Origin of the sequence: Shewanella atlantica (assembly GCF_003966265.1) — a bacterium.
GTDB lineage: Bacteria > Pseudomonadota > Gammaproteobacteria > Enterobacterales > Shewanellaceae > Shewanella > Shewanella atlantica.
Genome location: NZ_RXNV01000003.1, coordinates 562,233 through 588,202, shown reverse-complemented (window position 1 = coordinate 588,202; position 25,970 = coordinate 562,233). Strand labels below are relative to the sequence as shown.

The 25,970-nt window shown below is 46.2% G+C and carries 17 protein-coding genes; 14 read left to right on the top strand and 3 right to left on the bottom strand.

The window, feature by feature from the left end; genetic code table 11:
* Positions 1 to 55: 55 nt before the first annotated feature.
* Positions 56 to 1,516 (bottom strand): aminoacyl-histidine dipeptidase, encoded by a 1,461-nt coding sequence (locus EKG39_RS11050; RefSeq protein WP_126505790.1) that lies wholly within the window; start codon positions 1,514 to 1,516, stop codon positions 56 to 58.
* 328 nt (positions 1,517 to 1,844) lie between these two features.
* Between EKG39_RS11050 and EKG39_RS11045 the strand changes: the two genes are divergently transcribed.
* From EKG39_RS11045 to EKG39_RS11030, 4 genes are all read left to right on the top strand, one after another.
* The gene (locus tag EKG39_RS11045; protein WP_126505789.1) at positions 1,845 to 3,380 is read left to right on the top strand and encodes a M17 family metallopeptidase; all 1,536 of its coding nucleotides are present in this window, start codon (positions 1,845 to 1,847) and stop codon (positions 3,378 to 3,380) included.
* Positions 3,381 to 5,748: 2,368 nt separating this feature from the next.
* Entirely contained in the window at positions 5,749 to 7,038 is a 1,290-nt protein-coding gene (locus EKG39_RS11040) for an NCS2 family permease (RefSeq protein ID WP_126505788.1), read from the top strand.
* A gap of 162 nt (positions 7,039 to 7,200) precedes the next feature.
* Positions 7,201 to 8,319, top strand: a complete 1,119-nt coding sequence (proB, locus tag EKG39_RS11035) for a glutamate 5-kinase (protein WP_126505842.1) — start codon at positions 7,201 to 7,203, stop codon at positions 8,317 to 8,319.
* Between the two features lie 56 nt (positions 8,320 to 8,375).
* The gene (locus EKG39_RS11030; protein ID WP_126505787.1) at positions 8,376 to 9,650 is read left to right on the top strand and encodes a glutamate-5-semialdehyde dehydrogenase; all 1,275 of its coding nucleotides are present in this window, start codon (positions 8,376 to 8,378) and stop codon (positions 9,648 to 9,650) included.
* Between the two features lie 49 nt (positions 9,651 to 9,699).
* On the opposite strand, the gene EKG39_RS11025 is transcribed toward EKG39_RS11030, so the two are convergent.
* Positions 9,700 to 10,125 carry a hypothetical protein gene (locus EKG39_RS11025; RefSeq protein ID WP_126505786.1) on the bottom strand — a complete coding sequence of 142 codons (426 nt, stop codon included), beginning with the start codon at positions 10,123 to 10,125 and terminating at the stop codon, positions 9,700 to 9,702.
* A 471-nt stretch (positions 10,126 to 10,596) separates the two neighbouring features.
* Between EKG39_RS11025 and EKG39_RS11020 the strand changes: the two genes are divergently transcribed.
* Together EKG39_RS11020 and EKG39_RS11015 are read left to right on the top strand one after the other, a co-directional pair.
* Positions 10,597 to 12,654, top strand: coding sequence for a S9 family peptidase (locus EKG39_RS11020; RefSeq protein WP_126505785.1), 2,058 nt, complete (start codon positions 10,597 to 10,599; stop codon positions 12,652 to 12,654).
* 310 nt (positions 12,655 to 12,964) lie between these two features.
* Complete coding sequence (locus tag EKG39_RS11015; RefSeq protein WP_126505784.1) at positions 12,965 to 13,633, top strand: hypothetical protein; 669 nt, start codon at positions 12,965 to 12,967, stop codon at positions 13,631 to 13,633.
* Positions 13,634 to 13,712: 79 nt separating this feature from the next.
* Here EKG39_RS11015 and EKG39_RS11010 read toward each other — a convergent pair whose 3' ends face one another.
* On the bottom strand, positions 13,713 to 14,636 hold the full coding sequence (locus tag EKG39_RS11010; RefSeq protein ID WP_126505783.1) for a DMT family transporter: 924 nt from the start codon (positions 14,634 to 14,636) through the stop codon (positions 13,713 to 13,715).
* A 347-nt stretch (positions 14,637 to 14,983) separates the two neighbouring features.
* On the opposite strand from EKG39_RS11010, the gene dnaK reads away from it, so the two are divergent.
* The 8 genes from dnaK to carB all read left to right on the top strand — a co-directional run bounded on the left by dnaK (position 14,984) and on the right by carB (position 25,885).
* Positions 14,984 to 16,906: a molecular chaperone DnaK gene (gene dnaK, locus EKG39_RS11005; protein ID WP_126505782.1), complete on the top strand. Its 1,923-nt coding sequence runs from the start codon at positions 14,984 to 14,986 to the stop codon at positions 16,904 to 16,906.
* Positions 16,907 to 17,033: 127 nt separating this feature from the next.
* A complete protein-coding gene (gene dnaJ / locus EKG39_RS11000; protein WP_126505781.1) occupies positions 17,034 to 18,170 on the top strand; it encodes a molecular chaperone DnaJ in 1,137 nt (378 codons plus the stop codon).
* A gap of 533 nt (positions 18,171 to 18,703) precedes the next feature.
* Positions 18,704 to 19,504: a M48 family metallopeptidase gene (locus tag EKG39_RS10995; protein ID WP_126505780.1), complete on the top strand. Its 801-nt coding sequence runs from the start codon at positions 18,704 to 18,706 to the stop codon at positions 19,502 to 19,504.
* Between the two features lie 82 nt (positions 19,505 to 19,586).
* Positions 19,587 to 20,204 carry a BamJ family beta-barrel-assembly machinery protein gene (gene bamJ, locus EKG39_RS10990; protein ID WP_126505779.1) on the top strand — a complete coding sequence of 206 codons (618 nt, stop codon included), beginning with the start codon at positions 19,587 to 19,589 and terminating at the stop codon, positions 20,202 to 20,204.
* A gap of 114 nt (positions 20,205 to 20,318) precedes the next feature.
* Positions 20,319 to 21,131: a 4-hydroxy-tetrahydrodipicolinate reductase gene (dapB, locus tag EKG39_RS10985; protein WP_126505778.1), complete on the top strand. Its 813-nt coding sequence runs from the start codon at positions 20,319 to 20,321 to the stop codon at positions 21,129 to 21,131.
* Between the two features lie 136 nt (positions 21,132 to 21,267).
* Complete coding sequence (locus EKG39_RS10980) at positions 21,268 to 21,504, top strand: hypothetical protein (protein ID WP_126505777.1); 237 nt, start codon at positions 21,268 to 21,270, stop codon at positions 21,502 to 21,504.
* Positions 21,489 to 22,646: a glutamine-hydrolyzing carbamoyl-phosphate synthase small subunit gene (carA, locus tag EKG39_RS10975; protein ID WP_126505776.1), complete on the top strand. Its 1,158-nt coding sequence runs from the start codon at positions 21,489 to 21,491 to the stop codon at positions 22,644 to 22,646. Before EKG39_RS10980 ends, carA begins: the two co-directional genes overlap by 16 nt.
* Positions 22,647 to 22,666: 20 nt before the next feature.
* Positions 22,667 to 25,885 carry a carbamoyl-phosphate synthase large subunit gene (gene carB / locus EKG39_RS10970; protein WP_126505775.1) on the top strand — a complete coding sequence of 1,073 codons (3,219 nt, stop codon included), beginning with the start codon at positions 22,667 to 22,669 and terminating at the stop codon, positions 25,883 to 25,885.
* Positions 25,886 to 25,970: the final 85 nt, after the last annotated feature.

The window sequence follows — 25,970 nt, the reverse complement described above, 5'->3', positions numbered from 1 at the left end:
CTAGGACTCTAAGAAGTAATAGGCCCTAGGCTCTAGAGCCTAGGGCCTGATAAACTTAACCTTTCTCTGGAATACGTTCCAGTACGGCCAACAGCAGTTTATAGTACTGACCTACCGTTTCGATCAACACCTTCTCATCCGGGCTATGTGGGTAGCGAATGGTTGGGCCAATAGAGACCATGTCCATATCAGGGTAGGGCTTCTTAAACAGTCCACACTCCAGTCCGGCATGAATAACCATGATAACAGGCTCTTTGTTATAGATGCTGTCATAGGTTTCGCGTACCAAAGCCATTACCGGTGAGCTGTTATCAGGTTTCCAGCCTGGATATGCGCCGCTAAACTGGATTTCCGCACCAGCCAGGTTCGTTAGTGAAGTCAAAACACTTTCAATTTCCTGACGTCCTGAATCGATAAGAGAGCGAATTAAGCAAAGTACTTCAACGCTTTCAGCTTCAGTGCTAATCACACCTACATTTAGTGATGTCTCTGTAACGCCTTCAACCTCATCACTCATGCGAATAACGCCATTTGGACATGCATTAAGCAAGTCGATAAGCATATTCTGAGCATCTTCGCTCATCACTTGTTTTGCCGCTGGGGCTTCGACTAGCTCCAGCACCATGTCCGGATCGGCAATGGCAAGCTCTTCTCTTACTAGCGCCTGAAACGCTTTCGTCAGGGCATCAAGTTTGGTGATGTTTTCTGCCGGTAGCATAAAGCTTACCGAGGCTTCACGTGGAATAGCATTTCTAAGAGAACCACCAGTGAAGTTCGTTAACTCTAAGGCTAATTCGTCTGCATGGTTAAATAGGAAGCGAGCTAATAGTTTATTCGCGTTACCGCGCCCAAGGTGAATGTTTACCCCTGAATGGCCACCTTTCAAGCCTGAAAGGGTTAAGGTGTAGGTTGAGTTACTTTGCTCAGGAGCTTGCCAAACCATAGGCACGCTAATCTGTCCGTCAACACCACCGGCACAGCCCATGTAGATCTCGCCCTCTTGCTCGGAATCGGTATTAATAAGGATCTCGGCATCTAGGTACCCCGCTTCCAGACCAAATGCTCCGGTCATTCCCGCTTCTTCATCTATGGTCAGCAGGACTTCAAGTGGACCGTGGGGAATATCATCAGAGCCAAGAACCGCCAACGCCGACGCCATACCGATACCGTTATCGGCACCCAAGGTTGTTCCTGTCGCTTTTACCCATTCGCCATCGATATAAGGCTCAATGGCGTCTTTTTCGAAATCGTGAACCTTATCAGAGTTCTTCTGCGGCACCATATCGATATGAGCCTGTAAGGCAACAACCTTACGGTTTTCCATTCCCACTGTGGCAGGCTTCTTAATAATGAGGTTACCGACTTTATCTTCGACCAGTTCGAGCTGCTTATCTTTGGCCCAAGCTTGAATATGCTGACTCAAAGCCTGCTCATGTTTTGACGGATGTGGGATTGCACAGATTTGTTCAAACCACTGCCATAGGGCTTGAGGTTGTAATTGACTTATTGCTGTCACTGATGACTCCTCTTTTAAAGTCGATGAGGCTAAAAATGGCCATAGTTTACCACAGTGTTTGGGGGACTTTCGGAGATGACTGCCAGCAGTGACTGTCTGCCGGTAATTAAAGTGTCAGCGAAAGTTGCCATTGTGATTCCTTCCTGAGAAAAAGCTCGACAAAAGAGCTTGGCATTGAGGAGGGTTTAAGTGCATATTGTTTGGCCAAACTAGATAATTTTAATCCCGGCAACTATTTAGAAAAATAGGTTCGAGGTTATCAAAATTCGATTCGGTACTCACTGCCAGCAAAGATATCGATTTGATCTCACAAGCAAAAGGATGGTTCATGGCTCAGGTTAATTTTGTTGATGTACAAGGTGACGATGCAATTTTTGAAGGCAGTGGTTGGGATGCCCTGGTTGTCGTGGCTGCCGATATTACCCAAACTGGTTTCGATGAGATTTCACTGTTGGCCGATCACGGGGCTAAGGTAGATAAGCGTGTCGGCCATTCTCCGACGCTACTGTTTGCCCCAGGCTTAGCCGGTGGACGACTCATCATCACTCCGGTGAAAAATAGTATTGATGATTTCGAAGATGTCAGAGTATTTGCCGATGCTGCCAGAGCCGGTATCAAGCTCGCTAAGGACGCCGGTGCAACGCGCCCGTTAATGCTGGTGGCGAAAAATGGTGATCTCAGATATCAATTCGCATCAGAGGTGGCAGCGCTTGCTTGCGGTCAGGAGCTATGGCAGGCGCTTGAACTACGCGAAGCTACAGGAGACCATCCGGCATTTGAGGCTATTGGTTTACTCAACTCATCTAAAGCATCCCAGAGCCTGAATGCCATCGAGGCCGGACGAACGCTGGCACGAGATCTTTGTGGTACCGAGCCTGAGCGAATGTCGGCGCCTGCATTTGCCGACTATTGTGTTGCAGCCTATCGGGACTCAGGCCTAAAGGTCGGTGTGATCGAAGATAGAGATGTCCTGGAGCGTGATTATCCTCTACTCAGCGCTGTCGGACGTTCATCTTTTGCGGTGTCGAGACATCAACCACGTGTCGTGAAATTAGAGTATGTGGGAGAGGGGGCTATCGAACGCACCTATTTCTTTGCCGGTAAAGGTGTGGTTTATGATACCGGCGGAGCAGATATTAAGGTTGCTGGTGGCATGGCAGGTATGAGCCGCGATAAAGGTGGCGCCGCTGCCGTTGCTGGTTTGATGAAAACCTTATCTATGCTTAAGCCTAAAGGTATTCGAGTCGTCGCTGAGCTTGGCTTGGTGAGAAACAGTATTGGCAGTGAAGCTTTTGTGACCGATGAGATAATTACCAGCCACGCAGGGGTAAGAGTCAGAATTGGAAATACAGATGCAGAAGGGCGCTTAGTATTAGCAGATCTCCTGTCTCATCTCAGGATTAAGGCTGAAAAAGCGATAAAGCCTGAACTCTTCTCTGTTGCCACGCTTACTGGCCACGTTGTCCGCTGTTATGGTGGTTATACCGCGTCGGTCGAGAATGCGGTCGCAAAGCAAGCCGGTATCGCTGCGAGCATCGCAAGTGAAGGGCAAGCATGGGGGGAACCAGTTGAGCAATCGGTACTGCGTCGGGAGGATTTTGCCAAGATAATAGATCCATCAGGTGCTGCAGATATACTCTCTTCAAATAATGCTCCCTCTTCGGTTACCGCCAGAGGACATCAATATCCGGCGGCGTTTCTTCTGCAAGCTTCAGGCTTAAGTCTTCATGGCAGTGCTTCAAAAACACCACTGGCTTATACCCATGTCGATATAGCTGGGAGTGCGACCGAAGGTCATCCACAATACGGCAAGCCGACGGCTGCGCCTTTGGTGGGGCTGTACAGGCATATGGTTAGAGAATAAGGTTATCCTGTAGCTGCAGGTGATGCTTGGGTGTCACCTGCAGTGGCTAGTTTGCAAAGTATGATGTCTTTCCCTTCTTTATCGCTGCACCTATTTTTTATTTTGATTACTTTTTATCATTTATCTGAAACTTTTTTGTATCTTCTTCACCGATATGGACTTTATCTAGTCTAAAAAGAACCTTTTTGTGGTTAAATTACGCAAAGTAGCCGATTTTAGATGTAAGTCAAAAAAAGCTTGTAATAAAATTACATTTAACTATAATTGATTTCGTTGGTTAGGCACTGAGCCTTCCATCATTAAGTCTATCCAGGATGGATAACTCTCCAGGGAATCGAGCGACAGGTTGACTCTACAGCTTTTTAGCTACTTTATTTCGTAAGTTAAGCCAAATTTGAGTAGAGTAATTTTATTACAACTTTGTTTAGGAGTATTGACTATGTCTTATACCGGAAATCAGCACGTTTATTGGCAAAACACTTGGTTCTGTACCGATGCTTTGCGTAGCGGCTTATTTGCAATGAACGCTAAAGGTTAATCCTTTAAGGTTTACAGGGCTGACTACCCCTTTAAGTAGTTTCCATCATCCATCAACCTTAATCCCTTTTGGGATATTTAGACTCAAGTCGCATCTTGATCATCTGATCGATATGCCAGTGTAACTGCTAGCGTGGTAACTCTTTCCTTTAGGAACACTTGAAATTAGTCTTTGCCCGCTCTTTGAGCGGGCTTTTTTTTGTCTGCTTTTTGCTTGTCACTAGTAACAGTCGTCTATCAGTTGTTCGGTCTCTTGGCTGCTCGTATTTGAAGGTGATCGGCGCTCAAGCCTCTATCTCTATTTAATCTCCATCGTGCTCAGCGCTTATCTGTTTTGTTGTTAAATTACATAGTATGGCGAATATAGAGTAAATTTCAGATAAAACTTGTAATAAAATTACATTAGAGGTATAGTTATCTCGTTGGTTAGGCAATGACGCCTTCCACCTCTAAGTCTATCCAGGAAGGATGCTTCTCCAGGGAATTGAGCGACAGGTTGACTCTGCGGCGTGACAGCTACTGTGTTATCTAGCTAAGCCAAGTTTGACTAGAGTATTTTTTACAACTTTGTTAGGAGTATCGACTATGTCTTATACCGGAATTCAGAATGTTTATTGGCAAAACACTTGGTTTTGTACTGATGCATTACGTGGCGGGTTATACGCCATCGGCTTCAAGGGCTAACCACCCCTCAAGCTAATTACCATCTATTGACCCTTATCCCTTTGGGATGTTTAGACTCAAGTAACATATTGATCTTAAGATCGAAATGTTAGTGCAACTGTTAGCGCGGTAACTCATTCCTTTAGGAACACTTGATTTAGTCTCGGCCCGCTCTTTGAGCGGGCTTTTTTTTGTTTATTTCCCCTCCCAAGCAAAATAATTAAATAACCAATGTAACTTCACGCCATAAAACTCAGCTAAGAAAATCGATATACAGCTGGCGGCGTCATGTCTAAAGAGGTGGTGATCTTTTGAGATTGAGGACTACAGCTTATGGAATGCCTCTATGCATGGGGAGGCGATGGAGATGTTGTCAGTCTTTTCAGGCTAAAGGGCACCGCCATAAGTGACGTTAGTGTGAATCAAGGAAAACTATATTAGGTGTTGTAAAATTACAGAAATGGGCTAAATCGTACTATTTTTAAAATATATCTTGTAATAAAATTACATTTGAGTATAATTTGTCTCGTTGGTTAGGCAATGACGCCTTCCACCTCTAGGTCTATCCAGGATGGATAACTCTCCATGGAATCGAGCGACAAGTTGACTCTAAGGCTTTTTAGCTGCTTTGTTTAGCAAGTTTGGCCCAGTTTGACTAGAGTAATTTTATTACAACTTTGTTAGGAGTATTGACTATGTCTTATACCGGAAATCAGCACGTTTATTGGCAAAACACTTGGTTCTGTACCGATGCTTTGCGTGGCGGGTTGTACACTATGAATGTTAAGGGCTAACTAGTCCCTAAGTGGTTACGTTAGTCAGCATAACTTTGACCCCTTAAGCTATGAAGACTGAAGATGACATTGGTTATCAAAGTAACACTTCCCTCGAGGAACACTTAAAGTTTAGTATTGGTCCGCTCAATGAGCGGGCTTTTTTTTGTCTGCAGTTTGTTCATAAAAATACTGATACGTACCAGCTCCCCAGTTTTATTGCGCTAGCCTCACTAGAGTAAACCCCCTATAATCGTCGGAAAATGTAAATAGATTTTAGGTATCCTTTCCTATCTTATTTGCATTTGTTTTGTACCTACACTTTTATAAGCTCAGATCTGAGCGTGACAATACACCCTACTTACAACAATAAAAAATAAAAGGAACGCAGTTCCATGTTAGAAAAATTATTTAAATTAAAAGAAAATCAAACCACATTAAGACAGGAGGTCGTGGCTGGATTAACTACTTTCCTGACAATGGCTTACATTATATTTGTTAATCCCATGATGCTGGCCGACGCCGGAATGGACCATGGCGCCGTCTTTGTTGCGACCTGTCTTGCTGCCGCCATCGGGTGTTTGATTATGGGGATTGTGGCTAACTATCCCATTGCGCTAGCACCGGGCATGGGCTTGAATGCATTTTTTACCTATACGGTTGTCGGTGAGATGGGTTATAGCTGGGAGACAGCACTCGGGGCGGTTTTCCTGTCGGGTATCTGTTTTCTGGTCCTGTCTCTGGTTAAGATCAGAGAGTGGATTGTCAATAGTATTCCTATGTCGCTCCGTCTGGGTATTGCGGCCGGTATCGGTCTTTTCCTTGCTTTGATAGGGTTGAAAAGTGCCGGGATTGTCGTTGCCAGTCCGGCGACCCTGGTGACCATGGGGGATGTGACCGCTTTTCCTGCTGTGATGGCCATTCTGGGCTTCTTTTTGATCATTGCCATGGTACACCGCGGCATGAAGTCTGCCGTTATTGTGAGTATTCTTTCTATTACTGTATTAGGTATCCTGTTTGGTGATGTTCAATATCAGGGGGTGATGTCGACCCCTCCCTCTATCATGCCCACCTTTATGAAGATGGATCTCTCCAGTGTATTGGAAGTGAGTATGCTTTCGGTTGTCTTCGCCTTCCTGTTTGTAGATCTGTTTGATACCTCCGGGACACTGGTTGCCGTGGCGCAGCGCGGAGGATTTTTAGATGATAAGGGGCGTCTTCCGAGGTTGAATCGAGCATTGACTGCTGACAGCACTGCGACGATTGCCGGCGCTATGCTGGGCACATCGACGACTACGAGTTATATCGAAAGTACAGCCGGTGTGAGTGCGGGTGGCCGTACAGGATTAACAGCTGTCGTGGTAGGCATGCTGTTTTTATTCTCCTTGTTTCTGTCGCCACTGGCGGGAATGGTGCCGCCCTACGCCACCGCGGGAACTCTATTTTACGTGGCTATCTTGATGATGTCGGGTCTGGTTCACGTTGAATGGGAAGATTTAACTGAGGCGGCGCCTGTCGTCGTGGTCTGTATTTTGATGCCATTGACCTTCTCGATAGCTACGGGTATCGCGATGGGCTTTATCTCTTATGCCGTCATTAAGCTCTTGAGTGGACGATACCGAGACTTGAGTGTAGGTGTACTGGTTTTAGCGGCGCTGTTTATTGCAAAATTTATCTATGGCTAACTAGAAGCTGGTCATTTTTTTGAAGGTCATACAGTGTATGGCCTTTTTTTATGGGGAAAATTCACAATTCCACTGTTTTAGCGCTTCTTTTTTATGGTCGACTACCAATTAGCCTCAAGATTGGGTATAACGCTAAGTTCGGCTTTATTTACTATTTTGAAAATGAACTTAAGTGAGATTGGTTACCGCCGCGTAGTGGTAAAATTGGGAACAAGCGTTCTGACATCCGGCAGTCGACAGCTGGATAAGGCGCATATGGTTGAGTTGGCGAGGCAGATGGCAGCGTTAATGAAAGCCGGAGTAGAGGTCGTACTGTGTACTTCGGGGGCTATCGCCGCCGGACGTGAGCATCTGGGTTACCCCGAACTTCCCGATACCGTAGCCAATAAACAGCTTCTGGCCGCAGTGGGGCAGAGTCAGCTTATTTTAGCCTGGGCGCAACTGTTCAGTATCTATGGCCTTCACGTGGGCCAACTGCTGTTAACCCGCGCCGATCTTCATGACAGAGAGCGTTATCTCAATGCGCGAGACTCGCTTAATGCGCTGTTGGCTCAGGGTATTATTCCTATCATTAACGAAAATGATGCAGTTGCGACCAATGAGATCAAGGTGGGTGATAACGATAACCTTTCAGCCCGCGCCGCTCTGCTTTGTGATGCGGACCTTCTGATCCTGTTAACCGACCAAAGGGGGCTATTCGATGCCGATCCCCGTTCGAATCCCGATGCGAAACTCATTAAGCAAGTGGTCAATATTGATGACAGTCTTCGGCTTCTCGCCGGTGGTGCCGTCTCAGGTTTAGGAACCGGAGGCATGGCTACTAAGCTAGAAGCGGCTGATATTGCGAGACGTGCCGGTGTCGAAGTGATTATTGCATCGGGACATCATCCCAGAGTCATACAAGATGCCGTTTGCAAGGAGTCTGTAGGAACTCACTTTACGGCGCTGGAAAATCCATTGGAGAGCCGTAAACAGTGGATCTTAGCTGGCCAGGCAACCAGAGGTAAGTTAATACTGGATCAGGGCGCCCAAAATGCCGTGACTCAAAAGGGGAGGAGTTTGCTCTCTAAGGGCATTGTCAGAGTCGAAGGCAAGTTTGAGCGAGGTGCAACGCTGCAACTTGTCGATAGTGATGGCAGGGAGTTTGCGCGTGGCATGAGCCGTTATAGTGCCAAAGATCTGCACCTGATAGCTGGTAACCACTCGGATGATATCGAGTCTCTGCTTGGTTACGATTATGGTGATGCCGTGGTTCACCGTAATGATATGGTTGTGCTTTAGAATTAAGGTTTACAGGCCCTGGAAATCAGGTCCGCTGAAAATGAAGGTGATGTGACGTGATTGAGAATAATGCAGTTTATCTGCAAACACTGGGACAACAGGCGAAGCAGGCAAGCTATGCGTTAGCGGGATTAACCGGCCAACAGAAACAGGCGTTATTGAGTGCTATCGCCAATAGCCTGACAAACAATAGCGCCACCATTCTGGCTGCAAACGAAAAAGATGTTGCGGCTGCGCGGGAGAATGGTCTCAATGATGCCATGATCGATCGTCTATTGCTCGATGAGTCACGCCTGCAAGGCGTGATTGCTGATATCGATAATGTGATTAATTTAACCGATCCGGTAGGCACAGAGCTGGAAAGTCAGTTATTAGACAATGGCCTGCGGTTATCACGACGTCGTGTGCCCCTTGGAGTGATTGGTGTCATCTATGAGGCGCGCCCTAATGTGACCGTAGATATTGCCGTGCTGGCACTGAAAACCGGCAACGCCGTGATCCTGCGAGGAGGTAAAGAGACACTGCAGTCTAATCTTGCCCTTAGTGAAGCGATTCGTACAGCCGTGGTTGAGCAAGGCTTGCCGGCAGATAGCGTACAGCTCATTCAAAGCCCTGACAGAGTCTTAGTCAGCGGCCTGCTTAAACTCGATCAGTTTGTCGATATGATAGTGCCCCGGGGTGGTCAAAACCTGCAGCGTCTGTGCGCCGAGCAGGCGACGATTCCGGTCATTTTAGGCGGCATAGGAATTTGCCATCTCTACGCGGATAAAGATGCGGATATTGCTAAGTCGATTGACGTTATTGCCAATGCCAAGGTTCAGCGTCCAACGGTCTGTAATGCCCTCGATACTGTGTTAGTTCACGAGTCAATTGCGGATGAGTTATTGCCGCAACTCTATACTCATCTTGCTGCATCAGGTGTTAGTTTCTATGGTTGCTCGCGAGCCAAAATTATCGCCGATAAACAGGGCGTAGCCATCTCGATAGCGACCGAAGAGACTTATGGGCAAGAGTGGTTATCACTCACCTTAGGCGTTAAGGTTGTCAGCGATATCGATACGGCGATCGAGCATATCAGGACCTATTCGAGTGGCCACTCGGAAGGGATCTTAACCGACAACATTCATGCATCGGCTCACTTCGTGAATGAAGTGGACTCGGCGGCCGTCTACGTCAATGCCAGTACTCGTTTCACCGATGGCGGTCAATTCGGCCTTGGCGCCGAAGTTGCGGTGAGCACCCAAAAGTTGCATGCCCGAGGCCCCATGGGACTCGAGGCGCTGACCACCTATAAGTGGATCGGTGTTGGGGAATATACCGCAAGGGGTTAATTGACCTTTTAAGCCAAAAAAAGGAAGCTCATTAGCTTCCTTTTCTTTTTCAGGCCTCTTTAACCAAGACCTCGTAGGCAAATCCATGGCTACCGTCGTAATAGAATTGGTCAGCCTTTTTCAGCTCAACATTCAATCCTTGGCTGCGGGCATATTCATATGCGGCCTCGATTATCCCCATATGGTTCGCATCTGTGTGATGGTTTGGGATAATTGACCAATCTTTATCCATTATCAGGACACGGTTGTCATCCGAACTACGTGGCATATGTATGGCTATTTCAAGGCCATTTGACGCTTTGAAGGAGGCTTTAGGTGTTGTATGGAACTGCATCGAGGTGTTTACCGACTTAAAAGTGGCAACAACAACGGGTAAGGGGGTTGCCTGAGCTGGAACTGCGACCGTAATAGATGCGAACGCGATAGCCAATACAGGAAAGATATTCTTCATAGAAGTTAGGTTTGTAAGTTTCATAATAAGCCTCATAGGAACTGTTTAATCGTAAAGGTTAAATCTATGGAGGAGATATTACCTGCCTAAGAATAACTAAGCTTTTATAAGAGTTTTAATGAACGCTTGGTAAAACCTTAAATTTGTCGATGATGAGAATAGGGACGACTCAGTTTTTAGTGTGAGATTACGAATCAGCTAACTGGTATTATCCTAAATTATTGGTGTCGATTCAGGAGAACATAGCCTTATTCTTGTTAATTATCTCCTTTGTTCTTGTTGAGCTATCTAGGTGCCGGCTTTACAAATTAAGTTCTATTTAATTGTTAAGTATGACAATAGCTCTGTGTTGATGTGATAAAGGGGATAGCTGTCTTGCTCAGTAATGTTAATTCGATGACTATTCGATTACCATTAGATTGATGTCATCACTCGCTGCGTTGCCTTCTTGTGTTGGCAATAACAAAAATAACAATCCAATCAAGGAGAAGACTCTTGAAGAAAGTCGGAATTCTACTGCTTTGCATCTTGATGCCTTTTGCATCGGCGTTTGCAGAGCAAACTAAACCAGAGCAAGTGAAACCAGAGCAAGCTACAACGCTATCTGTCGATCTGCTGTGGCAATTAAAGCGTATCGGTAGCCCAATTGTTTCACCACAGGGCGAGTATATTATTGCACCCGTAACTCAATATGATGTTCCTGAGGACAAGGGGGCGACTCAACTTTGGTTGTTTGCTAAAGATGGTTCTGATCAGCGGCCGATAACTGCCGAAGGTCTGAAAGTCAGTGAGCCGACTTTCTCGCCCGATGGTAAGACACTCGCTTTCGTGAGCAAGCGTGATAAAGATGACGCCGGGCAAGTGTACCTGTTGCCGATGGATAAGCCCGGTGAAGCGCAGCGACTCACCAATGTGCCGGGCGGTGTTAAAGGCGTGAAGTGGGTGGGTGAACATATCTACTTTATTAGCCGTGTTTTCCCCGGCAAGAGCTGGGACGAAATGGCCGAGCAATTAAAAGCCAATGAAGACGATAAGGTTTCTGCGCGTCAATGGAACGCGCTGCCTTACTCTAGTTTTGATCACTGGATTGAGGAGGACCGCCAAGCGCACGTTTTCCGTATTCCGGCGAAGGGGGGGGAGGTTGAAGCGATCACACAACCGCTCAATAGACAGTTACCTCGTTCATCTCAAAGTGCCGCTAACTATGATATTTCAGTCGATGAGCGTCTGATTGCCTTTAACAGCAATGGTTGGGCAAACCAGGTCGATCCGAAAGTCGATATCTTTATGGCTAAGATTGGTAGCGATAAAGTAGAAAACTTAACCCCAAAAAATGAAGCTCCGGATACTAATCCTACCTTTAGTCCCGATGGCAAGACGTTAGCCTTCACTCGTCAACTTATTCATGGTTTTTATGCCGATACTGCGAATTTGGTGTTACTTGATGTGAACAAACGCACTGAGCGTGAAATTACCACGGACTGGGATCGCTCTGTTACTCGGTTCAATTGGACTCCAGATAGCAAAGGCTTCTACGCTGCTATAGATGATGCTGCAACCCGCCGCATTTATCATATCGATGCCAGAAGTAGCAAAATCAAGCCAATCACCAAACAAACCAACTTCGGTAAGCCTTCTATTGCACAAGATGGCACCTTAGTGGCGGCAAACGATAGCTTTTTATATCCGGCTCGCGTAGTCAAAATTAATCCAGCTAACGGTAAAACAACTCGTTTAGATAGTTTCAATGACGATATTCTTGCCGATGTCGATATGGGAACCTATGAGTCGGTAACCTATAAAGGTTATAACGATGAAGATGTACAGATGTGGGTGCATTACCCACCTGGGTTCGATAGCAACAAAAAGTACCCTTTAATGATGCTGATCCACGGTGGTCCCCACGGCGCGATATCTGACGGTTTCCATTACCGCTGGAATGCTCAGACATTTGCCTCCTGGGGTTATGTGACTGCGTGGCCTAATTTCCACGGCTCAAACAGCTTCGGTCAAGACTATACCGACAGTATTAATCCCGATTGGAAAAACAAGTCACTGGAAGATGTGTTTAAAGCCACCGATTGGTTTAAACAAAAAGAATGGATTGATAACGATCGTTTAGTGGCTGGTGGCGCAAGTTATGGGGGGTACCTAACCTCAATAATCTTAGGTCAGGAGCATCCGTTTAATGCCCTGTTTATTCATGCCGCGGTATATAACATGTACTCGCAGATGGCGGCGGATTTCTCGGTGCATAGCACTCGATTTGGCAGCTACTGGGAAAAGCCTGAAATTTATAAAGCTATCTCACCTCACTATGGTGCTAAGAACTTCAATACGCCAACCTTAGTGGTGCATGGACAGTTAGATTACCGTGTCCCAGTGGGTCAGGGCTTCGAGTTATTCCGCACCCTGCAAACCCGCGGTATTGAATCTCGCATGATCTACTTCCCCGATGAAAACCATTGGATCATGAAGCCGAATAACTCTATTTATTGGTATAACCAGGTGGAAGGCTGGATGAACAAATATGCCGAGCCTGGCGGGAAATAGCCTAAGCTGAGGTACATTGAGCACGGATCCATGATTGATGTTTGATAAATGCCGCACTAACCAGAGTGCGGCATTTTTATATTTGAAGCTAGAAGCTAGTGTGATTTAAAACTTGTTATCCGGCGAGTTGATCCACTTGTGGTGAAATTTACCAAGCCTTGGCGCAACTCGCTATCAAGTCTGATAACTTCCATAAATCTAACCCATTCAATTTAATTAATTCATTGAAATACAAGTGAAAAGCAAGTTTGGCTTGGCTTTTGCTTTATCTGTGTATATTCCAAGGGAATTCAATGACAGGATGGCACTAATGAACAAGTTAATAAAAAAATGTCTTACAGCGACCGTGAGTAGTTTATTGGTGATCTCAGCGGCTTTTTCTACATTAGCTATCACCGCAGTTCAGGCCGATACCGATAGAACATTAAGCCAACTATATAGCTATAACGGTCAGGAAGTGGTACTCGATATCGATGTCGGCTCGGCTGAGGTATTTGCGACCGATGAGCAGGAGATTAGAGTCGAAGTGGTGGTGAGCCCGACAGAGAGCAGCTGGTTTACATTCTGGGGGAGTGCCGATATCAGTGGTGTCGAATTGGATGTCGATCAGGGCGGTAAAAGGATCACCCTCAAACTGAACGAGCAGGATGATATTAAACAGGAATGGAAAATCTATCTTCCTCGCCAGGCGGCAGTGAACCTGAATGTCGGCGTAGGTAGCATTGAGGTGTCTAACATGGAAAACGACATCGATATCGATTTAGGTGTAGGTCATGCAGAAGTTAGACATGAAATCTTATATCACTCAGTATCATTAGAATCAGGCGTTGGAGAGGTTTCAGTTGATCTGCAGGGACAAGCTGTTGAAGTTAGCAGACACTTTGTAAGGCAGGCTTATCACAAAGAAGAGCAAACGGGGTTTGGCGAATTGAATGTTAATGTCGGTGTCGGTCAGATAGAGGTACATCATCAGCTATAGCTATTAACCAGAACTAAATCAGACAAAGTAAAAAGCCCACACAATGTGGGCTTTTTACTGTGGAAAGCTCGGTGCTTGCTTATATGGATTCACCTGAGGTGCGGACTTTACTGCGCAGCTTATTCAGGTGGGGCAGTAATTGCTGCAGGGCAAGCGCCGTTAAGATTAGGGTGAGTCCTATATAGGTCGACTTTGCTATCTCCTCTTGTAATATCCAGGCGATAAAGCCGATAGACATGACAGGAGACATAAACACCATAGTGCTGATGCTGGCGGTGCGATCGGCCTTTTTCAGAGCCACTAACCAGAGCACGAAGGTGACGCCCATTTCGAACAGACCCACATAGATGCCGGCGGCAAAGGCCTGAGCGTTCCAACTTGGCAGCTCTTGAGTGAATAACAAGGCGCACAAGATGAACGGGAAGCCCACGAGGAAGCTGAGAAGTAGACTGACCACGGGGTCGCCCTTGTCCTTAGTGTTGATTATCCAATAGAGCGACCAGAGTAAGGTACTGGTCAGTGCCAGCATGACTCCGGTACCACTCTCAAATGAAAACCCTGTCAGCTCACCATTGGTGGCAATGACGAATACACCTAAATACGCTATGACTGCAGCAGTCATATCACTTTTTCTCAGCTTCTGAGCTAATAAAGGCACCGAAAGCAGTGGCAATAAGATGGCCCAGGTGTAATTGAGCGAGAGTGCTTGTTGAGCAGGAAGAAGATCATAGGCTTTAAACAGTACAAGATAGTAAAGAAACGGGTTGAGTAATCCAGTCTGCAGATAAAACAGAGGGCGTTGAGAAAACTGTGTCTTTATCAGACTTAGTTTACGTTGGGCCGTAAGAATAATACCTAAGGCAAATATTGAGGTTAACACGGCGATAAACACCAACTGCAGTGGTGTTAAGTGGGCTAATGCCAGCTTAAAGGCGGTGGCGACAGTGGACCAAAGGCAGATAGCGCCGATGCCGTAGAGGTAAGCCTGATTGGATTGTTTCATTTTTTACTCTTACAAAAGCGAACATATAGAGACAACTCGGTGACGACTTTATGACTAGTTTTAAGCTAGCAAAATCGTCACTCTTCATTATTGTATCCATTATACGGTATCCCCTTTGCCAATTGTGAGTTAGCGATCAAATAATTTATCTATGTCACTATTTTTACTAATTCCCCCTTGTATTCGATATCAACGACCCAATATAGGGTGTTAAGGAAAGATATCGGGAAACGCAGGACACTCACTTTAAGCTAAAATTAAGGCTTGAAAATGGTTTGGCCCGTCCCCATATCTCCAATCAGATAACAAATTTAGCTTTTATATAGAAAAGATTTCAGGAGCACCACATGGGTAAAATTATTGGTATCGATTTAGGCACAACTAACTCTTGCGTAGCCGTATTAGATGGCGACACACCGCGCGTATTGGAGAATGCCGAAGGCGATCGTACTACCCCTTCCATCATTGCCTACACTGGTGAAGAGATCTTAGTAGGTCAACCTGCAAAGCGTCAGGCTGTTACAAACCCAACAAATACCTTCTTCGCAATTAAGCGTCTTATTGGTCGTCGTTTTAAAGATGACGAAGTTCAGCGTGATGTAGACATCATGCCGTTCAAGATCATCGGTGCCGACAATGGCGATGCATGGGTTGAAGCTCATGGTAAGAAGATGGCTCCGCCACAGGTTTCTGCTGAAACTCTGAAGAAGATGAAGAAAACTGCCGAAGATTTCTTAGGCGAAGAAGTAACTGAAGCCGTTATTACTGTTCCTGCATACTTCAACGATTCACAGCGTCAAGCAACTAAAGATGCTGGTCGCATCGCCGGTCTTGAAGTTAAGCGTATTATCAACGAGCCGACAGCGGCTGCACTTGCTTACGGTATCGACAAGAAGCAAGGTGACAACATCGTTGCTGTATACGACTTAGGTGGTGGTACTTTCGATATCTCTATCATCGAAATCGACAGCGTTGACGGCGAGCAGACTTTTGAAGTTCTAGCGACTAACGGTGACACTCACTTAGGTGGTGAAGATTTTGATAACCGTCTAATCAACTACCTGGCTGATGAGTTCAAGAAAGAGCAATCTCTTGACCTGCGTAACGATCCGCTAGCGATGCAGCGTCTGAAAGAAGCTGCAGAGAAAGCAAAAATTGAGCTTTCAAGCGCATCACAGACTGAAGTTAACCTGCCTTACATCACTGCCGATGCAACAGGTCCTAAGCACTTAGTGGTTAAGATCACTCGTGCTAAATTAGAGTCTTTAGTTGAAGACCTGATTACTCGTACTCTTGAGCCACTAAAAGTTGCTCTAGCCGATGCAGACCTTAGCGTTTCTGATGTCAACGAAGTGATTCTTGTTGGTGGTCAGACTCGTATGCCTAAGGTTCGCACCGAGGTTTCTGAGTTCTTCGGTAAAGAGCTACGTCAAGACGTTAACCCTGATGAAGCGGTTGCAATCGGTGCTGCGGTTCAAGCCGGTGTACTTTCTGGCGATGTTAAAGACGTACTGCTACTGGACGTTACTCCACTATCTCTTGGTATTGAGACTATGGGTAGCGTAATGACTAAGCTTATCGAGAAGAACACCACTATCCCGACTAAAGCTAGCCAGACATTCTCGACTGCTGACGATAACCAGAGTGCGGTAACGATTCACGTACTTCAAGGTGAGCGTAAGCAATCAAGCGGTAACAAGTCTCTGGGTCAATTTAACCTGGAAGGTATCGAAGCTGCTCCACGTGGCATGCCACAGATTGAAGTTGCTTTCGACATCGATGCCGATGGTATCTTGCATGTATCGGCTACAGACAAGAAAACCGGTAAAGCACAGAACATCACCATTAAAGCCTCTTCTGGTCTGAGTGACGAAGAAGTAGAAGCTATGGTTCGTGACGCTGAAGCACACGCTGACGAAGATGCTAAGTTCGAAGAGTTAGTAACGGCTCGTAACCAAGCCGACGGCATGGTTCACGCGACTAAGAAGCAGATTGAAGAAGCCGGTGAAGCATTACCAGCTGATGAAAAAGAGAAGATTGAAGCTGCGATGGCTGCGGTAGAAACTGCTGTTAAAGGTAGTGACAAAGAAGCTATCGAAAAATCAACTCAAGAGCTGATGGAAGCGTCTTCGAAGTTGATGGAAATTGCCCAAGCTAAAGCACAAGCTGAGCAGGGACAACAGGCTCCAGAAGGTGAAGCACAAGCGGCTAAGCCAGATGAAGATGTTGTTGATGCTGAGTTTGAAGAAGTGAAAGATGACAAGAAATAATATAGGCTAACCCCTAAATTATTTTATGCGGGCGTTATGAGTTTTACTCTAACGCCCGTTGTTTCAAGTTTAGTTGCAACTTTAGCTGGTACTTCAGCTACAACTTCAACACAGAAAGCGTGAGATTATGTCAAAGCGAGATTATTACGAAGTATTAAGCGTCAGCCGTGACGCCAGCGAACGTGAAATTAAAAAGGCTTACAAACGTTTAGCCATGAAATTTCACCCTGATCGTAACCCGGGAGATAAGCAGGCGGAAGCCAGTTTTAAAGAGGTGAAAGAAGCCTACGAGATCCTGACGGACGCGGATAAGAAAGCGGCCTATGATCAGTTTGGTCATGCTGGTGTCGATCCTAACCGCGGTGGCGGTGGCTTTGGTGGCAATGCCGATTTCGGTGATGTCTTTGGCGATGTCTTCGGTGATATCTTCGGTGGTGGACGCCGTGGCGGTGGTCAGCGTCAAGCTGCCCGTGGTAGCGACTTGCGTTATAACCTTGAGCTGTCTCTCGAAGAGGCGGTAAAAGGCTTAACTAAAGAGCTGCGTATTCCAACATTGGCTGCTTGTGATACATGTGATGGTAGTGGTGCTAAGAAAGGCACATCGCCAACGACATGTGGAACTTGTCATGGTCAAGGCCAGGTTCAGATGCGTCAGGGCTTCTTTGCTGTTCAGCAAGCCTGTCCTACCTGTCATGGTCGCGGTAAGATCATTAAAGATCCGTGTAACAAGTGTCATGGTGAAGGTCGAGTCGAGAAGAGTAAAACCTTATCGGTTAAGATCCCGGCCGGTGTCGACAATGGCGATCGTATTCGTCTTTCTGGTGAAGGTGAAGCGGGCGAGTTCGGTGCACCTGCTGGCGACCTTTATGTACAGGTCAGTGTGCGCGAGCATGCTATCTTCGTACGTGATGGTAATAACCTTTATTGCGAAGTGCCTATTTCGTTCGGTAAAGCTGCCCTTGGTGGTGAGATTGAAGTGCCTACCTTAGATGGTAAGGTTAACCTTAAGATCCCTGCCGAGACACAAACGGGTCGTATGTTCCGTATGCGTGGTAAGGGCGTTAAGTCTGTGCGTAGCCATGCGGTTGGTGACTTGCTGTGTAAGGTTGTGATGGAGACGCCTGTTAAGCTTAACGAGCGTCAAAAAGAGTTACTTCGCGAGTTCGATGAGACCCTAAGCGGTTCATCGTCTAAGAAACACAGCCCTAAGGCTGAAGGTTTCTTCGACGGCGTGAAGAAGTTCTTTCAGGACTTGAATAGCTAAAACTCACTTTGCTATTAAAAGAGGCCTCGCTAACGCGGGGCTTTTTTGTACATGGATGTACTTATCCCTGATCGCAGGGACAGCGATGGAAGGGATTTGTGTATGGATCTTTCAGATGTACTTATCCCTGATCGCAGGGACAGCGATGGAAGGGATTTGTGTATGGATCTTTCAGATATACTTATCCCTGATCGCAGGGTGCCAGATGTTCCCTACATCTGTTGCACATTTCCACAGTCCTTTGCGGTCAGAGCGATGGAAGGGATTTGTGTATGGTTTTAGTCAGATGTGCTTATCCCCGAACGCCATGGATGGCGTAAGAGGGGATTTGTATTTAATGCGGAGCTAGGAGCTAGGAGCTAGGAACTCGGGCATTCTCTATGTAGGAGCGGCTTGAGCCGCGAATGTTTAGCTGAAACGCTATCTTTTTTCTTGCATTTATCGTCTAATTTATATCTTAAGCTCGTAACTCGTTACTTTCTCTGCCTGGTCTTTAGCTACAAACTCTTATCTCATATAAAGGATTATTTTTCATGAAAACCTTAGTTATCCTATTCACTACTTTTCTGTTTTTGAGTGGCTGTGCTACACATCAATCGCCTACGGGACGAAGTCAGGTATTACTCTTCTCATCACAAGAGATCGACCAGATGGGCAGCAGCTCATTTGATCAAATAAAGAAACAGGAAAAAATAAGTCAGGATGCAGCGGTAAATCGCTATGTAGCCTGTGTAGCTAACCGAGTTACCGCTGTACTGCCAAATTCCGCAACACCTTGGGATGTTGTCGTGTTTGAGTCTGAGCAGGTTAATGCATTTGCTCTGCCCGGAGGACACATCGGCGTTTATACCGGCTTATTGAATGTTGCAGAGAATGAACATCAATTAGCGACTGTGATTGGTCATGAAGTGGCACATGTGCTGGCTAAGCACAGTAATGAACAGGTTTCCCGTGCACAGCTTTCCGGGATAGGAATGCAAATTGCCGATGCGGCCCTTGGGGCTGGTGGGATCAGCAACAAAGAGTTGTATATGGCAGCTTTAGGCTTAGGGGCGCAAGTTGGATTTATTTTGCCTTATGGAAGAGAGCAGGAGAGTGAAGCGGATATCATGGGGGTGGAATTAATGGCACGCGCTGGCTTCGATCCTGGTCAAAGTATTGCATTATGGTTAAATATGGCGAAACAAGGCGGAGAGCAGGGGCCTGAGTTGTTGTCTACGCACCCTTCACATGGACATAGAATCGATGATTTAACTAAGATGCAACCGCAAGTGATGCCTTTATATCGGGCCAGTAAACCTGCGGATAAAAACAGCTGTCAATTTACGAAATAATCTATTAGTTATAAAGAATCTTCGCAGGGAATATGGTAAAGTGTCGCGCGAAATTAATTGAATCATTGAGAGTAGAATTATTATGTCTGACAAGTTCACTACTATTGAAGAGCAAGCAAGTTACGGTGTAGGCCGTCAACTAGGCGAGCAATTAGCTGCTAACTCATTTGAAGGTATCAGTATCTCTGCTGTACAGCTAGGTCTATCGGATGCATTCGATGGCATAGAAAGCCAAGTTGCTATGCAGGATCTTCAAGTTGCTTTTACTGAGATCAGTCAGCGTATTCAGAAAGTACAAGAAGCGGCTGCAGAAGCAGCGTCAGCTGAAGGTGAAACTTTCCTTGCAGAAAATGCCAAGCGTGACGGTGTTCAGACTCTAGAGTCTGGCCTACAGTATGAAGTTATCAATGAAGGCGCTGGTGATAAGCCTGGTCTTGATTCAACAGTTCGTACTCACTACCATGGTACTTTCATCAGTGGCGATGTATTCGATAGCTCTGTTATACGTGATCAGCCTGCCGAGTTCCCTGTATCAGGTGTTATCGCTGGTTGGACCGAAGCGTTACAGCTTATGCCTGTAGGTGCTAAGTGGAAGCTATATGTTCCTCATCACTTAGCTTACGGCGAGCGTGGTGCTGGCGCATCTATCCCGCCATATTCGGCTCTCGTATTCGAAGTTGAATTGCTCGACATTCTGTAATATTAAAAGCCTAAGCCAATGCTTAGGCTTTTTTTTGAATTAAATATCAGCACTGTAGCTATTCGATCTTAGTAACAGTGTTGATCAAGATTGACTTACATAAGGAAACTGATGATGAGTGAACGAGTAAGAGTGGCTATTACGGGCGGTAGTGGCCGCATGGGACGAACTCTTATCGAAGCCGCCAGACTACAACCATGTATTTTGTTGGGAGCAGCCATAGAAAGGGCTGGCTCGACATTAATTGGTGTCGATGCTGGTGAACTTGCCGGTGTGGGTGCAATGAATGTAGCTATTACGGATTCACTCGATAAGGTTGCTGATGACTTCGATGTCCTGATTGACTTTACCTCTCCTGAAGCGAGCCTGGTTCATACCGATTGGTGTGCAAAGAATGGTAAAGCTATCGTCATTGGCACCACCGGTTTCAATCATGCTCAAAAAGAGCAGATTTCGGCTTATGCTGAATCAACACCCATTGTGATGGCTCCTAATATGGCTGTCGGTGTTAACCTTATGTGGAAGTTACTTGAGGTTGCGGCAAAGGTGATGGGTGACTATACCGATATCGAGATTATCGAAGGTCACCACAGATATAAGAAAGATGCACCATCGGGAACGGCGCTTAAGATGGGTGAAGTTATCGCAGAAACCTTAGGTCGTGATCTTGAAAAGTGTGCCGTATATGGCCGTGAAGGGATCACAGGTGAACGCGATCGTGAAACGATAGGTTTCTCGACTATACGTGCAGGCGACTTAGTTGGTGAACATACGGCTATGTTTGCCGATATCGGTGAGCGATTAGAGATCACCCATAAGGCCTCGAGTCGAATGACCTTTGCCAATGGTGCCATGCGTGCCGCATCCTGGTTAGCAGAGGAAGATCCTGGTCTTTATGATATGCAGCAGGTATTAGGACTCAATTAGAGTTAATGAAAAACCGTCTATATGGCGGTTTTTTTATACATGGACGTATTTATCCCTGATCGCATGGACTGCGAAGGAAGGGATTTATACATGGACGTATTTATCCCTGAACACCAGGACGGTGTAGGAAAGGGTTATGCACAGACGCGTTAGTCCCTTACATCAGCTGCTCATTGTCGCTGTTTCTGGCGCTCATAGCGTAGGTGAAAATTTTTCAAAGAAGAAAAAACAGAAAAAAATAGACGAAGCGGTTAAAAGCCTATATGCTTGTCCGAATTTGTCAAAATTTCGTATTTATGCGGAAGTTGGTATTTTAACTATAAACAAAACCATTATATTTCAGTGGCTTGGCTCTTTATGGAGGTCGCGTTGACAAAGTCTGCCTTACTCGTACTCGAAGATGGAACTGTATTCTCTGGCACAGCAATTGGTGCCGATGGACATGCTGTTGGTGAAGTGGTTTTTAACACTTCAATGACCGGATACCAGGAGATACTGACTGATCCGTCTTATTCTCGCCAAATTGTAACTCTAACCTATCCTCATATTGGTAACACGGGAACCAATGATGAAGATAAAGAATCTGACTCAGTACATGCTCGTGGTCTGATTATTAGAGATCTTCCTTTAATTGCTAGCAACTTTCGTAATAAGCAAAGCTTAAGCGATTATCTTAAAGCCAACAATATTGTTGGTATTGCAGATATCGATACGCGTAAGTTGACTCGTATTTTGCGGGAAAAAGGAGCACAGGCTGGATGTATTCTGGTCGGTGAACAGGATGTCGCTAAGGCTCTGGCCGAAGCAAAAGCATTTCCTGGCTTAAAAGGCATGGATTTAGCCAAAGAGGTGACGACTGAAAAAAGTTACCAATGGCGAAATGGAAGCTGGCGTTTAGTCGGTGGTCTGCCGGATGATACGCCTGAGTCTGAACTAAAATACAAAGTCGTTGCTTATGACTACGGTGTGAAACGTAACATTTTACGTATGCTTGTTGACCGTGGTTGTGATGTGACGGTTGTACCTGCTAAGACTCCAGCATCTGAAGTGTTAGCCATGAATCCTGATGGGATCTTCCTATCAAATGGCCCGGGAGATCCTGAGCCATGTGACTATGCGATTGCTGCAATTCAAGAGATCCTGACGACAGATATTCCTGTCTTTGGTATCTGTTTGGGTCATCAGTTATTGGCATTAGCCTCAGGAGCTAAAACTTCTAAGATGAAGTTTGGCCACCATGGAGCTAACCATCCAGTCAGTAACATCGAACAAGGTAATGTCATGATCACCAGCCAAAACCACGGTTTTGCGGCTGATGAAGATAGTTTACCTGAAAATATTAAGGTGACACATAAGTCGCTGTTTGATGGTTCGCTGCAAGGTATACATTTGACGGATAAGCCTGCATTCAGCTTCCAGGGACACCCTGAAGCGAGTCCGGGTCCCCACGATGCAGCTCCTTTGTTCAATCATTTTATTGAGCTGATCGAGTTATATCGTCAACACGCCAAATAGTCCGGGAGAAGGTTTAAGAGATGCCAAAACGTACAGATATAAAAAGTATTCTTATCCTGGGCGCAGGTCCGATTGTGATCGGTCAAGCGTGTGAGTTTGATTACTCAGGAGCCCAGGCTTGTAAAGCGCTGCGTGAAGAAGGTTACCGGGTCATTCTCGTTAACTCCAACCCTGCGACAATTATGACTGATCCAGAGATGGCCGATGCGACTTATATCGAGCCAATTCACTGGGAAGTTGTTCGTAACATTATTGCCAAAGAGCGCCCCGATGCGATTTTGCCTACCATGGGTGGTCAGACTGCACTTAACTGTGCGCTTGAACTAGAGAGCAAAGGCGTCCTCGAAGAGTTTAATGTCGAGATGATTGGCGCGACTGCCGATGCTATCGATAAGGCTGAAGATAGAAGCCGTTTCGATGTTGCGATGAAATCGATAGGTCTTGAATGTCCTCGTGCTGGTATTGCTCACTCTATGGATGAAGCTAATGCTGTCGTTGCAGAGCTTGGATTCCCTTGTATTATCCGTCCGTCGTTTACTATGGGTGGTAGTGGTGGTGGTATCGCCTATAACAAGGAGGAGTTCGAGGAGATCTGTTCTCAGGGTCTTGAACTTTCACCGACAAGTGAACTGCTTATCGATGAATCTTTGATCGGTTGGAAAGAGTATGAGATGGAAGTGGTACGTGATCGCAATGACAATTGCATCATCGTCTGTGCTATCGAAAACTTCGACCCTATGGGGGTTCATACCGGTGACTCGATTACGGTCGCACCTGCGCAAACCCTGACAGATAAAGAGTACCAGCTGATGCGTAATGCATCGCTTGCCGTCTTGCGTGAGATTGGTGTTGAGACTGGTGGATCGAACGTACAGTTTGGTATCAATCCGAAAGATGGCCGAATGGTTATCATCGAGATGAACCCGCGTGTATCTCGTTCATCTGCGTTAGCTTCAAAAGCAACGGGTTTCCCGATTGCAAAAATTGCGGCAAAACTTGCAGTAGGTTTCACCTTAGACGAGTTGAAGAATGATATCACCGGTGGTAATACTCCGGCATCATTCGAGCCCGCTATCGATTATGTTGTTACTAAGTTGCCTCGCTTTAATTTCGAGAAGTTTGCCGGTTCTAATGACCGTCTGACTACTCAGATGAAGTCAGTAGGTGAAGTGATGGCTATTGGCCGCACTTTCCAGGAATCACTTCAAAAAGCCCTTCGTGGTTTAGAAGTCGGTATGAATGGCTTAGACCCAATTGTCGATATCGAAGAGGGTGAAGCACTGGCGCGTATTCGTCATGAGCTTCAAGAGCCGGGTGCCGACCGTATCTGGTATATTGCCGATGCGCTACGCGCAGGACTCTCTGTCGATGATATTTTTGGCCTGACCAATATCGATCCATGGTTCCTTGTTCAGCTTGAAGAGCTGATAAACCTTGAGTCAGAAGTTAAAGACTCAGGTATGTCAGGTTTGAATGAAGCATTCCTGCGTAAGTTAAAGCGTAAAGGTTTCTCCGATATTCGTCTTTCACTTTTACTCGGTATTAGTGAGTCGGAGATGCGTAAACTGCGTCAAAGACATGAGATCTTCCCGGTTTATAAGCGTGTCGATACTTGTGCTGCAGAGTTCTCAACCGATACGGCTTACATGTACTCTACCTATGAAGAGGAGTGTGAAGCTGCACCATCAAATCGCGACAAGATCATGATTTTAGGCGGTGGGCCAAACAGAATCGGTCAAGGTATTGAGTTTGATTACTGTTGTGTGCACGCGGCGTTAGCCTTGCGTGAAGATGGTTATGAAACCATTATGGTTAACTGTAACCCTGAAACCGTATCGACAGATTACGACACGTCAGACAGACTCTATTTCGAGCCAGTTACCCTTGAAGATGTACTGGAGATTGTTCGTATTGAAAAGCCGAAAGGCGTTATCGTTCAGTACGGTGGTCAGACTCCGCTTAAGCTGGCTCGCTCTTTGGAAGCTGCGGGTGTGCCGATTATCGGTACCAGCCCTGATGCCATTGACCGCGCTGAAGATCGTGAGCGTTTCCAGCAGGCAATTCAACGTCTCGAGATGAAGCAACCTGAAAATGATACGGTTACAACCGTTGAAGGCGCGGTTATTTCTGCTGAGCGTATCGGTTACCCATTGGTTGTTCGCCCATCATATGTACTCGGTGGTCGCGCGATGGAGATTGTTTATGATGAGCAGGACTTGCGTCGTTACTTCAACGAAGCGGTCAGCGTATCTAATGCATCGCCTGTCCTACTGGACCGCTTCCTTGATAATGCCATTGAGATCGATATCGATGCCGTCTGTGACGGTGAAACTGTTGTTGTCGGTTCTATTATGGAGCATATCGAGCAAGCGGGTGTTCACTCGGGTGACTCAGGTTGTTCACTACCGCCTTATAGCTTAAGCGACGATATTCAAAATCGTATGCGCGAGCAGGTGGGTAAGCTGGCGATGGAACTTGGCGTTATCGGCTTGATGAATGTCCAATTTGCCGTGAAGGATGACGAGATCTATATGATTGAAGTCAACCCACGCGCAGCGCGAACAGTACCATTCGTCTCTAAAGCCACTGGTGTGCCTTTAGCTAAGATTGCTGCACGTGTGATGGCGGGTCAAAGCCTTAAGTCACAGAACTTTACCCAAGAGGTTATCCCGCCTTATTACTCTGTTAAAGAGGTGGTATTACCTTTCAACAAGTTCCCGGGTGTGGATCCTTTACTTGGCCCTGAGATGCGTTCAACCGGTGAAGTGATGGGAGTTGGTGAGACATTTGCTGAAGCCTATGCCAAAGCTCAACTCGGTGCCACCAGTGAAGTGCCTAAGTCAGGCCGTGCGCTACTCTCTGTTCGTAACAGCGACAAGGCACGAGTTGTAGATTTAGCGGCTAAGTTAATTGGCCTTGGGTATGAGATCGACGCAACGCACGGTACAGCGGTTGTACTTGGTGAAGCGGGTATCAATCCTCGTTTGGTTAACAAGGTACATGAAGGTCGTCCTCATATTCTTGACCGTATCAAGAACGATGAGTACACCTACATAGTTAACACAACTGAAGGTCGTCAGGCGATTGAGGACTCACGTCAGTTGCGTCGTGGTGCTCTGAGATACAAGGTAAATTACACAACCACGCTAAATGCTGCATTTGCGACCTGTATGGCGCATGCGGCGGATGATCGTAGCAATGTAAGCTCTGTGCAGGAGTTGCATAGTAAGATTAAGTGATATTAACTGCTTAATGATAAAAGGCCGCGTTTGCGGCCTTTTTTGTTCCTGTTGCTTGTCCGGTTCCCCAAAGTTTTGAATTGTT